We start from the raw sequence: 14,668 nt of genomic DNA, 5'->3' as shown, positions 1-14,668 counted from the left end.
GACGTCGACGGGGTCGGCCGTCCCCGGCCGGCCCCGCATCCGTATGCCTGTTCGGAACCCCGCTGTCACCTGGGGGCTTGATCACCCGGCCTGCGGGTCGCCCTTGGTGTACGTGAGGTGCTCCACGGCGCCGGGCTGGAACTGGTCCTCGATCTTCTTGCCGTTGACGAACAGCTGGATCGCGCCGGCGTCACCGAGGATCAGGTTGATCCTGGTGCTGTCCTGGAAGGTCTTGGCCTCGCCCCTCTTGAGCAGGCCGTCGAAGAGCAGCCGGCCGTTGTGGTCCTTGGCGGAGATCCAGCTGCGTCCGTTGGCCGCGCTCACCTTGACGGTCACCTTGTCCTGCGGGGCGGCCGCGATGGCGCTGTCGGAGGGCACCGGCTTCTGGTCGGCGGGCTTGCTGCTCTTCGGGGTCGGCGTGGCCGGCGCGCTGGTCGTGGGCGTGGTGCCCTCGGCGACCGCCGTGCCGTCGCCGCCGCTGCCGCCCTTGAAGGCGGTGAAGCCGACGAAGCCGACGACGGCGACGATCGCGGCGACCATGGCCGCGGTCCAGTTCGGGCCGCGCCGCTCGGGCCGGATGCGTTCCGCCTCGAACAGAGGCGCGGCCGGGGTGGGGGCGGGACGGCCGCCGTGCTCGGCGTCGTACTGGGCGAGCAGCGGGGCCGGGTCCAGGCGGACGGCCTTGGCCAGGGTGCGGATGTGCCCGCGGGCGTAGACGTCGCCGCCGCAGGGGGCGAAGTTGTCGGCCTCGATGGCGTGCACGATGGCGATGCGGACCCGGGTGGCGCTGCTGACGTCGTCGACGGTCAGGCCGGCGGCGATCCGTGCCTGTCGCAGGGCATGGCCGATGGAGGGGCGGGCTTCCTCGGAAACGTCTTCGAAGGGACGCTCGTCTTCAGGGGAGTTGCCGATGGACACGGGGGCGCCTTTCGAGCGTGTAGCCGCCTGTGCTGGACGTTCAGTCTAGGGTGGTGCCAAGGGGTGGAGCGACCCGGCGGAAGGACTTTGTACGCCATCGGTATGGCCGGGCAATCCGACGGCGGGACAGGCGCCGGGCCCCTCCCGGGACCGGCACCGGCCCTCTCGCTCAACTTGACGTACGGCCAGGGGAAACGGTTGCCCGCCGCTCGCTAACGGGTGGATCACGGCGCCGGGCCGCCGCCCGCACGCCTCCCCGGACGGATGCCTTACCGCTGCCGCGCGCCTCCCCGGGCGGACCCCTTCCTGCTACCCCGCCGACTCGCCCCGAATCACGGCCAGCACACCGTCCAGGTCGTCGGGCTTCACCAGCACGTCACGCGCCTTCGAACCCTCGCTGGGCCCGACGATGTTGCGCGACTCCATGAGGTCCATGAGCCGGCCGGCCTTGGCGAACCCGACGCGCAGCTTGCGCTGGAGCATGGACGTCGAGCCGAACTGGGTGGAGACGACCAGCTCGGCCGCCTGGCACAGCAGGTCGAGGTCGTCGCCGATGTCCTCGTCGATCTCCTTCTTCTGCTTGGTGCCGACGACGACGTCGTCCCGGAAGACGGGCGCCATCTGGTCCTTGCAGTGCCGGACGACCGCCGCGACCTCCTCCTCGGTCACGAACGCGCCCTGCATACGGGTCGGCTTGCTCGCGCCCATCGGCAGGAACAGCCCGTCGCCCTTGCCGATCAGCTTCTCGGCGCCGGGCTGGTCCAGGATGACCCGCGAGTCCGCGAGGGAGGAGGTGGCGAAGGCGAGCCGAGACGGCACGTTCGCCTTGATCAGGCCGGTGACGACGTCGACCGAGGGCCGCTGGGTGGCGAGCACCAGGTGGATGCCGGCCGCGCGCGCGAGCTGCGTGATGCGCACGATGGCGTCCTCGACGTCCCGCGGCGCGACCATCATGAGGTCGGCGAGCTCGTCGACGATGACCAGCAGATAGGGATACGGCTGCAGTTCCCGCTCGCTGCCCTCGGGGGCCCGCACCTTGCCGCTGCGCACGGCCTGGTTGAAGTCGTCGATGTGCCGGAAGCCGTACGCGGCCAGGTCGTCGTAGCGCAGGTCCATCTCGCGCACGACCCACTGGAGCGCCTCGGCGGCCCGCTTGGGGTTGGTGATGATCGGTGTGATCAGGTGCGGGATGCCCTCGTACGCCGTCAGTTCGACGCGCTTGGGGTCGACGAGGACCATCCGCACGTCCTCCGGGGTCGCCCGCATCATGACCGAGGTGATCAGGCAGTTGATGCAGGAGGACTTGCCGGAGCCGGTGGCGCCGGCCACCAGGACGTGCGGCATCTTGGCGATGTTGGCCATCACGTAGCCGCCCTCGACGTCCTTGCCGAGCGCGACCAGCATCGGGTGGTCGTCCTCGGCGGCGTCCGCGAGGCGCAGCACGTCACCGAGGTTGACCATCTCCCGGTCGGTGTTGGGGATCTCGATGCCGACCGCGGACTTGCCGGGGATCGGGCTGATGATCCGCACGTCGGGGCTGGCGACGGCGTAGGCGATGTTCTTGGTGAGGGCGGTGATCCGCTCGACCTTGACGGCGGGGCCGAGTTCGACCTCGTAGCGGGTGACCGTCGGCCCGCGGGTGAAGCCGGTGACGCGGGCGTCGACCTTGAACTCGGTGAAGACGTTGGTGAGCGAGTCGACGATGGCGTCGTTGGCGGCGCTGCGCGCCTTGCCGGGGCCGCCCCGCTCGAGCAGGTCGAGGGAGGGCAGGGCGTAGGTGATGTCGCCGGACAGCTGCAGCTGTTCGGCGCGCGGCGGCAGTTCGCGGGTCTGGGGCGGCGGGGTCTTGGTGAGGTCGGGGACGCCCGCGGTCGGCCGGTCCCCGCCCGGGCGTCCGGCCGGTGCGCCGTCCCCGGCGCCGGTGGCCGGGGTTCGAGGGGCGGCCGGGGCGGCCGTCGTGTCCTGGGCGGCGCGCGGGGCCGGGCCGTCCTGGCCGGGCCGGGCGCCCGGCACCGGGGTCGGCGTGGTCGTCTCCCGGTCGCCCACGCTCACGCCCTGGGTGAGGTCCGCGACGACGGGCGAGGGCGGCATGCCGTGCAGCACCGCGCCGTCCAGCGCGGCGGCCGCGGCGGCGGCGACGTCCACGGCGTCCATCCGCCGTCCCATGTCGGGCTGCGGCACGGCCGAACGCCGGGGCCGGCCGCGCCTCTTGGCGAGGGCCTCCTGCTCGGCGGAGTCGGGGTCGAAGTCCTGCGGGGCGCCCCGGCGCCGCCGGGAGCGCGCGGGCAGCGTCTCCCGCCACTGCTCGTCGTAGCGCGCGTCGTCCTCGGTGTACTCGCCGAACTCGGCGCTGTCGTCCTCCGGGTCGGGCAGCAGGCCGAGTTTCACGCCCAGCAGCCGCAGCCGCTGCGGGATCGCGTTGACCGGGGTGGCGGTGACGACCAGCAGCCCGAACACCGTGAGCAGCACCAGCAGCGGTACGGCGAGCACCGCGCCCATGGCGTACGTCAGCGGGGTCGCCGCACCCCACCCGATGAGGCCTCCGGCGTCCCTTATGTCCTGCATGCCGCCGCTGCGGGCGGGCGAGCCGCAGGCGATGTGGACCTGTCCGAGCACCCCGATGACGAGCGCGGACAGGCCGATGACGATACGGCCGTTGGCCTCGGGCTTCTCGGGGTGCCGGATGAAGCGGACGGCGATGACGGCGAGCAGGATCGGGACGAGCAGGTCCAGGCGGCCGAAGGCGCCGGTGACCAGGATCTCCACCAGGTCCCCGACGGGGCCGCGCAGATCGGCCCAGGTGCCGGCGGCGACGATCAGGGCGACGGCGAGGAGCAGCAGGGCGGTGCCGTCCTTGCGGTGGGCGGGGTCGAGGTTCTTCGCGCCCTGCCCTATGCCGCGGAAGACGGCGCCGACGGCGTGCGCGAGCCCGAGCCACAGGGCGCGCACGAGCCGGTACACGCCTCCGGTCGGACTCGGCGCGGGTCTGGGCGCGGGCCTGCCCGCCGCGGCCTTCTTGGCGGGCGCCTTCCTGGCGGGTGCCTTCTTCGCAGCGGCCTTCTTCGCCGGAGCCTTCGCGGGAGCGGCCGCTTTCTTCGCGGGCTGCTTCTTGGCTGCGGAGGAACGTGAGGCCATGGGTGTGAGGTTACCGGGGGAGGCGACGACGGACACGTGTGCGCAGGGCTTCACCCGTTCGTGTCGTGACGGGCGGGACGGAGAACTGACGCCGGCTCATGAACCGGCCGCAGGCGGCCGGTGAACACGGAGCGGGAAGCGGGCCCGTCACCACCGGCCGGAGAACAGCCGGCCTTTCACCACCCGGCCAGAGAACAGCCTTTCACCGCCCGGCCAGGGATCGGCCCGTCACCATCGGCCGGGAAGCGGCCCGTCACCACCGCGCGGGAGGGGCCGGTCACCGGCACGGGCCGCAAGGCCCGTCACCACCGGGCCGGGAACGGGCGGCCGGGCGGCCGGTGCGCCGTGCGGCGGAGCGCCCTGCGGCCGCCGGCGCTCCCCCGGGTCCCCGCGCGGCGCTCGGCAGGCGCTCGGCGGGCGAGAGCGGCTCAGCCCTGCCGCGAGACGGAGGAGGCGCTCCCGGTGCCCGGCTCCAGCGCGTCCAGCGCCCGCCGCAGGCCCGTCAGCTTGCGTTCCAGATGCGCGGCCGTCGCCACCGCCGCCGCGTCCGCGGCCTCGTCGTCGAGCTGCTTGGACAGCGCCTCGGCCTGCTCCTCCACGGCCGCCAGGCGCGCGGACAACTCGGCGAGCAGGCCCGCCGACTCCTTGCCCTCGCCGACGCCGCCCTTGCCGCCGCCCTCCAGTTGCAGCCGCAGCAGTGCCGCCTGCTCCTTCAGCTGGCAGTTCTTCATGTACAGATCGACGAAGACCGAGACCTTCGCGCGCAGCACCCACGGGTCGAACGGCTTGGAGATGTAGTCCACCGCGCCCGCCGCGTAGCCGCGGAAGGTGTGGTGCGGGCCGTGGTTGATCGCGGTGAGGAAGATGATCGGGATGTCCCGGGTCCTCTCCCGCCGCTTGATGTGCGCGGCCGTCTCGAATCCGTCCATGCCCGGCATCTGGACGTCCAGCAGAATGACCGCGAAGTCGTCCGTGAGCAGTGCTTTGAGCGCTTCCTCCCCGGACGATGCCCGCACCAGCGTCTGATCGAGCGCCGAGAGGATGGCCTCCAGCGCCAGCAGATTCTCCGGCCGGTCATCGACCAGGAGGATCTTGGCCTTCTGCACCATGGCCCGCCCTCCTCGCCCCGGCTTGGGGCCGCCCCTGTCCGCAGGAACCGGGATGGCACCGGCGGGTGCCGTCCCGGGGGACGACTCCCTTGCGCCGCCCGTCCTTGTGCCGGTCATCGTAGCCGCACCCCGCCTGTCGCCACACCCTGTCACCGCGATGTCACTGTGCACGTACCAGAAACGCGGCGGGGGACCAGAAGGTTCCCCGAATCCCGCACTTCTACACGGCCCCCGGCACCCCGGATCGACACCCCGACCACCCGGTTCCGGCCACTTCGGACCGGCCGGGCGCACCCGTGCCGGGCAGCCGCCGGCGCCCTCACTTCCCGTGCATCCACTGCTCCATCACGGCGAGCAGATGGTCGGGGTCGACCGGCTTGGTCACGTAGTCGGAGGCGCCCGACTCGATCGCCTTCTCCCGGTCGCCCTTCATCGCCTTCGCGGTCAGCGCGATGATCGGCAGGCCCGCGAACTGCGGCATCCTGCGGATGGCCGTGGTCGTGGCGTAGCCGTCCATCTCGGGCATCATGATGTCCATCAGGACGACCGCGACGTCGTCGTGCTGTTCCAGGACCTCGATGCCCTCGCGGCCGTTCTCGGCGTACAGCACGGACAGCCCGTGCTGCTCCAGGACACTGGTCAGCGCGAAGACGTTGCGGATGTCGTCGTCGACGATGAGCACCTTCTCGCCCCCGAACCGGACGTCCAGGTGGCCCGTGGACGCCGTGTCCGTGCCGGACGCCGGGCCGGCCAGCCCGGTGCCCGCCGGCGAGGCGGGCCACTGCTCCCGGGCCTGCTGCTCCTGCGACTCCTGGCGGCCCGGGCGCGGCTGGGCCGCCGGCAGGGCCCTGCGGCGGCGGCGGAAGAGCGCCGCGGCGCCGTTCTGCGTCTCCTGGTACGACTTCACCTCCGCCGGGGTCTCGATCTCCGCGGCGGACAGCTCCGACACCTCCGACGGGTGCGGCTCGGCCGCCGCCACCAGCTCGTCGGCGTCCAGCGCCGAGCCCGGCTGCTGGTAGCCGTGCGGCGGCAGCTCACCGGGGTGCAGCGGCAGGTACAGGGTGAACGTCGAGCCGCGGCCCGGTTCGCTCTGCGCGTGGATCTCGCCGCCGAGCAGCTGCGCGATCTCCCGCGAGATGGACAGCCCGAGCCCCGTACCGCCGTACTTGCGGCTGGTGGTGCCGTCGGCCTGCTTGAACGCCTCGAAGATCACCCGCATCTTGCTGGCCGCGATGCCGATGCCGGTGTCGGTGACCGAGAACGCGATCATCTCCGCGTCCGGGTCGGTCAGCGAACCCGTCTCCAGCAACTGCTCGCGGATCGCCTGGGGTACGTCGCCCCGCGCCGGGCGGATGACCAGTTCCACCGACCCGGAGTCGGTGAACTTCACCGCGTTGGACAGCAGGTTGCGCAGCACCTGCAGCAGCCGCTGCTCGTCGGTGTGCAGCGTGGCGGGCAGCTCCGGCGACACCCGCACCGACAGGTCCAGGCCCTTCTCCGCGGTCAGCGGCCGGAAGGTGGCCTCCACGTAGTCGATGAGCTGGACCAGCGCGATGCGCGTCGGCGAGACGTCCATCTTGCCCGCCTCGACCTTCGACAGGTCCAGGATGTCGTTGATCAGCTGGAGCAGGTCGGAGCCGGCGCCGTGGATCGTCTCGGCGAACTCCACCTGCTTCGGGGAGAGGTTGCCGTCGGCGTTGTCGGCGAGCAACTTGGCCAGAATCAGCAGGGAGTTCAGCGGCGTACGCAGCTCGTGCGACATGTTGGCCAGGAACTCGCTGCGGTAGCGCATGGACACGGCGAGCTGCTCCGCACGCTCCTCCAGGACCTGGCGGGCCTCCTCGATCTCGGAGTTCTTCGCCTCGATGTCCCGGTTCTGCTGGGCCAGCAGCTCGGCCTTCTCCTCCAATTCGGCGTTGGAGGCCTGCAGGGCCTTCTGCCGCTGCTCCAGCTCCTCCGACCGCAGCCGGAGCTGCTCGGTCAGCTCCTGGGACTGCTTCAGCAGCTGCTCGGTCTTGGTGTTGACGGAGATGGTGTTGACGCTGGTGGCGATCATCTCCGCGATCTGGTTCAGGAAGTCCTTCTGGATCTGGGTGAACGGGGTGAAGGAGGCCAGCTCGATGACGCCGAGCACCTTCCCCTCGAACAGCACCGGCAGCACGATCACCTGCGCGGGCGGCGCCTCGCCGAGCCCGGAGGAGATCTTGAGATAGCCGCTGGGCGCGTTCTCCACCAGGATGGTGCGCTTCTCCTGGGCGGCCGTCCCGATCAGCGCCTCACCCGGCCGGAACGAGGTGGGCATGGAGCCCATGGAGTAGCCGTAGGAGCCGAGCATCCGCAGCTCGTAGGCGTCGTCCGGGTCGGCGGCGGGGTCGGTGTCGTCGACCCGGGGCATGGCGACGAAGAAGGCGCCGTGCTGCGCGGAGACCACCGGCGTCAGCTCGCTCATGATCAGCGAGGCCACGTCCTCCAGGTCCCGGCGGCCCTGCATCAGCGCGGAGATGCGGGCCAGGTTGCCCTTGAGCCAGTCCTGCTCCTTGTTGGCGATCGTGGTGTCGCGCAGGTTGGCGATCATCTTGTTGATGTAGTCCTGCAGTTCCTGGATCTCGCCGGACGCGTCGACGTCGATCTTCAGGTTGAGGTCGCCGCGGGTCACCGCGGTCGCCACACGCGCGATGGCACGCACCTGCCGGGTCAGGTTCCCGGCCATCTCGTTCACGGACTCGGTCAGGTCCCGCCAGGTGCCGTCGACGTCCCGTACGCGTGCCTGTCCGCCGAGCTGGCCCTCGGTGCCCACCTCGCGGGCCACGCGCGTGACCTCCTCGGCGAAGCTCGACAGCTGGTCGACCATCGTGTTGATGGTGGTCTTCAGCTCGAGGATCTCCCCGCGCGCGTCGATGTCGATCTTCTTGGTGAGGTCGCCCTTGGCGATGGCGGTGGTGACCATGGCGATGTTGCGGACCTGGCCGGTCAGGTTGGACGCCATCTGGTTCACCGACTCGGTGAGGTCCTTCCAGGTGCCGGCCACGCCGGGCACGTACGCCTGGCCGCCGAGGATGCCGTCCGTGCCCACCTCGCGGGCCACCTTGGTGACCTGGTCGGCGAACGAACTCAGCGTCTTGACCATGGTGTTGAACGTGTCGGCGAGCTGCGCGACCTCGCCGCGCGCCTCGATGGTCACCGTCCGCGTCAGGTCGCCGTTGGCGACCGCGGCGGCCACCTGGGAGATGTTGCGCACCTGCATGGTCAGGTTGTTGGCCATCAGGTTGACGTTGTCGCTGAGGTCCTTCCAGATGCCCACCACGCCGGGCACGTGCGCCTGGCCGCCGAGGATGCCCTCGGTGCCCACCTCGCGGGCCACGCGGGTCACCTGCTCGGCGAAGCTCGACAGCTGGTCGACCATCGTGTTGACGGTGGTGACGAGCTCGAGGATCTCGCCCTTGGCGTCGACGGTGATCTTCTTGGACAGGTCGCCCTTGGCGACGGCGGTGGTGACCTCGGCGATGTTGCGGACCTGGATGGTCAGGTTGTTCGCCATGAAGTTCACCGACTGGGTGAGGTCCTTCCAGGTGCCGGCCACCCCCTGCACCTCGGCCTGGCCGCCCAGGATGCCCTCGGTGCCCACCTCGCGGGCCACGCGCGTGACCTCCTGGGCGAACGACGACAGCTGGTCGACCATCGTGTTCAGGGTGTTCTTGAGCTCCTGGATCTCCCCGCGGGCGTCCACGGTGATCTTCTGCGAGAGGTCGCCGCGGGCCACGGCGGTGGCGACCTGGGCGATGTTGCGCACCTGCGAGGTGAGGTTGCCGGCCATGCCGTTCACCGAGTCGGTGAGGTCGCGCCACACACCGGCCACGCCGGGCACCTGCGCCTGGCCGCCCAGCCGGCCCTCCGTGCCCACCTCGCGGGCCACCTTGGTGACCTGGTCGGCGAAGGCGGAGAGCTGGTCGACCATCGTGTTGATGGTGTTCTTCAGCTCGAGGATCTCCCCGCGGGCGTCCACGTCGATCTTCTGCGACAGGTCGCCGCGCGCCACCGCCGTCGTCACCTGGGCGATCTGCCGCACCTGGGAGGTGAGGTTGCCGGCCATGAAGTTGACGGAGTCGGTGAGTTCCTTCCAGGTGCCGGACACGCCGTCCACGCGGGCCTGGCCGCCCAGGCGGCCCTCCGTGCCCACGTCCCGGGCCATCCGGGTCACCTGGTCGGCGAACGAGGAGAGCTGGTCCACCATGGTGTTCACGGTGTTCTTCAGCTGAAGCATCTCGCCGGAGACGTCCACGGTGACCTTCTGCGACAGGTCGCCGTTGGCCACCGCCGTCGTCACCTGGGCGATGTTCCTCACCTGCCCGGTGAGGTTGCGGAACGCGGTGTTGACGGAGTCGGTGAGGTCCTTCCAGGTGCCCGCCGCGCCCGGCACCTGCGCCTGGCCGCCGAGCTCGCCCTCGACGCCGATCTCCCGCGCCACCCGGGTCACCTCGGCGCCGAAGGCGGACAGCTGGTCCACCATGCCGTTGACGGTGTTCTTCAGCTCCAGCATCTCGCCGGCCACGTCGACGGTGACCTTCTGCGACAGGTCGCCGCTGGCCACCGCCGTCGTCACCGCCGCGATGTCCCTCACCTGAGTGGTGAGGTTCCGGAACACCGTGTTGACGGAGTCGGTGAGGTCCTTCCAGGTGCCCGCGACCCCGGGCACGGTCGCCTGACCGCCCAGCCGGCCCTCCGCGCCGACCTCGTTGGCCACGCGGGTGACCTCGTCCGCGAAGATCCGCAGCGTCTCGGTCATCTGGTTGATCGTCTCGGCGAGCTGCGCCACCTCGCCGCGGGCCGGGACGGTCACCTTCTGCGACAGGTCGCCGTTGGCCACCGCCGTGGTCACCTGGGCGATCCCGCGCACCTGGGCCGTCAGATTGCCGGCCATCAGGTTCACCGAATCGGTGAGTTCCTTCCACGTCCCGTCCACGCCGGGCACATGCGCCTGGCCGCCGAGGATGCCGTCCGTGCCCACCTCGCGGGCCACCCGCGTGACCTCGGAGGAGAAGGCGGACAGCTGGTCGACCATCGTGTTGACGGTGTTCTTCAGCTCCAGCATCTCGCCGGCCACGTGCACGGTGACCTTGCGCGACAGATCGCCCTTGGCCACCGCCGTGGTCACCAGCGCGATGTCCCTCACCTGCGCCGTCAGCCGGGAGGCCATGGTGTTGACGGAGTCCGTGAGGTCCTTCCAGGAGCCGGACAGGCCGCGCACCCGCGCCTGCCCGCCGAGCTTGCCCTCGGTGCCCACCTCGCTGGCCACCCGCGTGACCTCGTCGGTGAACGTGGACAGCTGGTCGACGAGGTTGTTGACCGTCCGCCCGACCTTCAGGAACTCGCCGCGCAGCGGATGGCCTGCCCCCTCCTGCCCCTGCGTGCGCAGCTCCATGCGCGGCGAGAGATCGCCCTCGGCGACCGCGGACAGCACCCGGCCGACCTCGGAAACGGGGCGTACGAGATCGTCGACGAGCGCGTTGCAGTTGTCGATCGCGGTGGCCCAGGAGCCCTCGCAGGCACCGGTCTCCAGCCGCTCGGTGAGCTTGCCCTCACGGCCCACCATGCGCCGTACCCGCGCCAGCTCGCCCGTCAGGTGCAGATTGCGGTCGGCCACCTCGTTGAAGACGGCCGCGATCTCCGACATCACGCCGTCGCCGGCCACCGTGAGCCGCTTGCGGAAGTTGCCGTCGCGCATGGCGAGCAGGGCGGCCAGCAGCCGGTTCAGCGCGGCCGTGTCCACCGCGGTGGTGCCACCGCGCGGTGTGCGTTCGCCGCTCAGGGACCGTCCGCCTTTCGCGCGCGTCTTCGTGCCCCGCGTCGCTGCGCCAGACTCCACTGTGTCCCTCCCGCAGGGATCGACCGTTACCGCCGTGCTCCGGTATTACTCTTCGTACTTCCAGCACTACCATTCGTACTACTGACCGGTGTTCCGGTTACCGTGCGTATCTCCGCACGGCGCATTCACGCCACACGAGGACGGCACACGGAGAGCTGCTGCCCTGCGTACCGAGAACGCACTCGGCCCGCCAGGCACCTTCACCGGAAGCCTGCCCAGTGTTTCACCCCTGCCGAACCAGGCCATAACAGTTCGGCAGCTTCGCACACGGTCCGCACACCCTCCGGGCGGAAACACTGCTGACCGGCATCCTCACGGACGGCGAAGGTAAGTAACCTTGCATGCGGCTGTCCAGCCACGCCGGTCCGACCGGCCTGGGCGGTGGCACGGGAACGAGCGGGCATCGGAGGGCGGCCGCACACAATGACCACCGGAGTGATTCCCGGGGGACAGTCCCCGGAGCCTCGGCCGAGAGGCCCGCGGCTGCCCGAGCAGCGCCGCGAGCCGTTCGGCCACCAAGGCCTGCACGTCGACAACCGGACGAGGAGTTCTGTGATCACCGCGCGCGCGGCCGCCAGTTTCGAGCCCCTCGGGCGATCCGTCGCGACCGCCCGGTCCTTCGTCCGCGACACCCTCCAGGGGTGGGGCTTCGGCGACATCGTCGACGACGCGGTGGTCCTCACCAGCGAACTGGTCACCAACGCCGTCGTGCACGCCGGCACCGCCGCCGACGTCCTGTGCCTGCGCAGCGACGACGGGGTGCGGATCGAGGTCTCCGACCGCTATCCCGAGCGCGAGGTCCCCGTCCAGAGCGCGGCCGTCACCATGGGCAGCCCCGACCGCGAGGGCGGCCGCGGACTCCAGCTGTGCGCGGCCCTGGCCGGCCGCTGGGGCGTGGAGTACACGCCCACCCACAAGAACGTCTGGTTCCAGCTCGACCTGCCCGAGCGCCCGGTCGGCACCCGCGCCGCCGGCCCCTCCCTGCCCGCCGACCTCCTCCCGGTCGCCGACGGCCGGGTCCGCGTCGCCGTCGTCCAGATCGACCGCGGCAGCGCCATCACCGCCTGGAACGAGGACGCCGAGGAACTGTTCGGATACGCCGCCGAGCAGGTCACCGGCAAACCTCTCACCGACCTCGCGGCCTGGCCGCACACCCCCGGCACCGGCACCGGCATCGCCGAGGCTCTCCAGCTCTCCCGCTGGGAGGGCAGCTACGGCATCCGCGGCGCCCACGGCCGGGTCATCCCGGTCTACGCCTCCCACCTGCGGGTGCGCGACACCGACGGCGAACCGTCAACCGTGTGCCTGCTCGTACGGGACCACGAACGGGCCGTGCTCCAGACGCCCCTGCGCATGAGCACCGGCACGGACACGGGCACCGCCGCCGACGGGACCGGCACCGAGGCGTTCGAGGTGTTCATCGGCTCCCCCGCCCCCGACGACCTCGACGGCCTGCTGCAGCGCACCGTGGAGCGCGCCCGCGACATGCTCGACGGCGACGCCGCCTTCCTGCTCCTCGCCACCGACGACGAGACCGAGCTGGAGGTCCGCGCCTCCACCGGCCTGCCCTCCGCCCGCCAGCGGTTCGCCCGGGTCCCCGTCGAGGCGGGCCCCGGCCGCTACGGCTCGGCCCGCATGCCGGCCGTCCACGACGACCTCGCCGCCGTCCCCGGCGCCGTCCCCCTGCTGGGCGGCACCGGCATGCGCTCGGTCGTCACCGTCCCGCTCAAGGTCGAGGGCCGCCTGACCGGCTCCCTCGGCGTCGCCGCGGAGGCGCCCGGCCGGTACTCCAACGAGGAGGCGCTGCGCCTGCAGTTCGCCGCCGACCGGATCGCCCTCGCCGTGGAGTCGGCCCGCCTCGGCGAGCTGGAACGGCTGCGCCGCGGCTCCCTGAGCTTCCTCGTGGAGGCCTCCGACCTGCTGGCCGGCACCCTGGACCGGGACCAGACCCTCGCCCTGATGGCACAGATGACGGTCCCCACCCTGGCCACCTGGTGCGCCGTCTACACGATCGCCGACCAGGCCTCCGAGCCCTACCTCTCCTACGTCCTGCACGAGGACGAGGAGCTGATCGACGGCATCAAGTCGCTGCTGTCCAAGATCCCGCCGCCGGACCCGGTACCCACCCCCGGCGCCCGCGTGTGGTCCGCTCCCGGCGAGGCGGCGCACCAGGCGGCGCTGCGCACATCCATGCGCAGCCTCGGGCTCGACGACTCGCACCACCGGATCGGCACGACCATCGGCCCGACCCTCGCCACGGCCGCCGCGGTCGGCGGCGAGACCGTCGTGCTGCCGCTGGTCGCCCGCAACCGCGTGATCGGCATGCTGACCCTGGGCAAGCCCACCGACGAGCACTTCCGCCAGGAGATCCTGGAACTGGCGGAGGACCTCAGCCGCCGGGCCGCCCTCGCCCTGGACAACGCCCGCCTCTACTCCGAGCGCACGGCCATCAGCCAGTCCCTCCAGCGCAGCCTGCTGCCGCCGGGACTGCCGCAGATCGAGGGCGTCGAGGTCGAGGTCATCTACCGCGCGGCCGGCGAGGGCAACGAGGTCGGCGGCGACTTCTACGACCTCTTCCCGATCCGCGACGGCGCCTACGGCTTCGCCATCGGCGACGTGTGCGGCACGGGCCCGGAGGCCGCGGCGGTCACCGGACTCGCCCGGCACGCCCTGCGCCTGCTCGCCCGCGAGGGCTTCGGCGGCCCGGCGGTGCTGGAGCGCCTCAACTCCGCGATCCTCGACGAGGGCGCCCGCAGCCGCTTCCTCACGCTTCTGTACGGCGAGCTGTGGCCGCAGGAGGACGGCAGCGCGGTCCTGAAGGTGGTGTGCGCCGGCCATCCGCTGCCGCTGCGGCTGCGCCAGGACGGCACGGTCGAGCCCGCGGCCGAACCGCAGCCGCTGCTCGGTGTCATGGAGGACCTGGAGCTGTACGAGCAGACGGTCACGCTGGACCTGGGCGACGTGCTGCTGTGCGTCACGGACGGCGTCACCGAGCGCCGTGAGGGCACGCGCATGCTGGGCGACGACGGTCTCGCGGACGTCCTGACCACCTGCACGGGCCTGACGGCCGGCGCGGTGGCCGCGCGCATCATGCGCGCCGTGGAGCGCTTCGCGTCGGACGCGCCGTCGGACGACATGGCGATCCTGGCGATGCGTGTGCCGGGACTGCATCCGTGACGCCATGGGACGGACACCCTAGGACAAAGATCCTGGGACAAAGATAAGGACCCCGCCCACCGGGCGGGGTCCTTTCTCGTGCGGAGCCCCCAAACGGAATCGAACCGTTGACCTTCTCCTTACCATGGAGACGCTCTGCCGACTGAGCTATAGGGGCCGGTCGCCTTTCGAGGTTTCCCTCGCGGCAACGGAATAGATCATACCCTGAACCAGGCAGTGCTCCCAACCACGACCGGCCTCGGACTCGCCCGTGCTCGCCGTCTCCGGCACCAGCGGTGCATGCCGCCCACGCCGGCGGCTCCGAGCACGGCGGCAGTACCCACGGCGGCGATGCCCACCGGGCGACGTGGACGTCGAGTGACGGCAAAAAGAAAAAGGCCCACACCATTTCTGGTGTGGGCCTTTTTCAAGAATTGTTCGGCGGTGTCCTACTCTCCCACAGGGTCCCCCCTGCAGTACCATCGGC

Annotated in this window: 5 protein-coding genes and 1 tRNA gene; 1 reads left to right on the top strand and 5 read right to left on the bottom strand. The window is 71.3% G+C overall.

The window, feature by feature from the left end; genetic code table 11:
• Nucleotides 1–81: 81 nt before the first annotated feature.
• The 4 genes from ACI2LW_RS15155 to ACI2LW_RS15140 form a co-directional block, all read right to left on the bottom strand.
• The gene (locus ACI2LW_RS15155) at nucleotides 82–918 is read right to left on the bottom strand and encodes a helix-turn-helix domain-containing protein (RefSeq protein WP_404731640.1); all 837 of its coding nucleotides are present in this window, start codon (nucleotides 916–918) and stop codon (nucleotides 82–84) included.
• 309 nt (nucleotides 919–1,227) lie between these two features.
• On the bottom strand, nucleotides 1,228–4,053 hold the full coding sequence (locus ACI2LW_RS15150; RefSeq protein ID WP_404731639.1) for a DNA translocase FtsK: 2,826 nt from the start codon (nucleotides 4,051–4,053) through the stop codon (nucleotides 1,228–1,230).
• A 428-nt stretch (nucleotides 4,054–4,481) separates the two neighbouring features.
• A complete protein-coding gene (locus ACI2LW_RS15145; protein ID WP_404731638.1) occupies nucleotides 4,482–5,162 on the bottom strand; it encodes a two-component system response regulator in 681 nt (226 codons plus the stop codon).
• Nucleotides 5,163–5,481: 319 nt separating this feature from the next.
• Entirely contained in the window at nucleotides 5,482–11,025 is a 5,544-nt protein-coding gene (locus tag ACI2LW_RS15140; protein ID WP_404731637.1) for a HAMP domain-containing protein, read from the bottom strand.
• Between the two features lie 423 nt (nucleotides 11,026–11,448).
• On the opposite strand from ACI2LW_RS15140, the gene ACI2LW_RS15135 reads away from it, so the two are divergent.
• Entirely contained in the window at nucleotides 11,449–14,202 is a 2,754-nt protein-coding gene (locus ACI2LW_RS15135; protein ID WP_404731636.1) for a SpoIIE family protein phosphatase, read from the top strand.
• An 84-nt stretch (nucleotides 14,203–14,286) separates the two neighbouring features.
• On the opposite strand, the gene ACI2LW_RS15130 is transcribed toward ACI2LW_RS15135, so the two are convergent.
• A tRNA-Thr gene (locus tag ACI2LW_RS15130) sits at nucleotides 14,287–14,359 on the bottom strand.
• Between the last annotated feature and the right edge of the window lie 309 nt (nucleotides 14,360–14,668).

Source organism: Streptomyces sp. NPDC004065 (genome assembly GCF_044903565.1).
Lineage (GTDB): Bacteria > Actinomycetota > Actinomycetes > Streptomycetales > Streptomycetaceae > Streptomyces.
The sequence above is the reverse complement of the archived record's forward strand: the minus strand, read 5'-3'. Positions and strand labels throughout refer to the sequence as shown.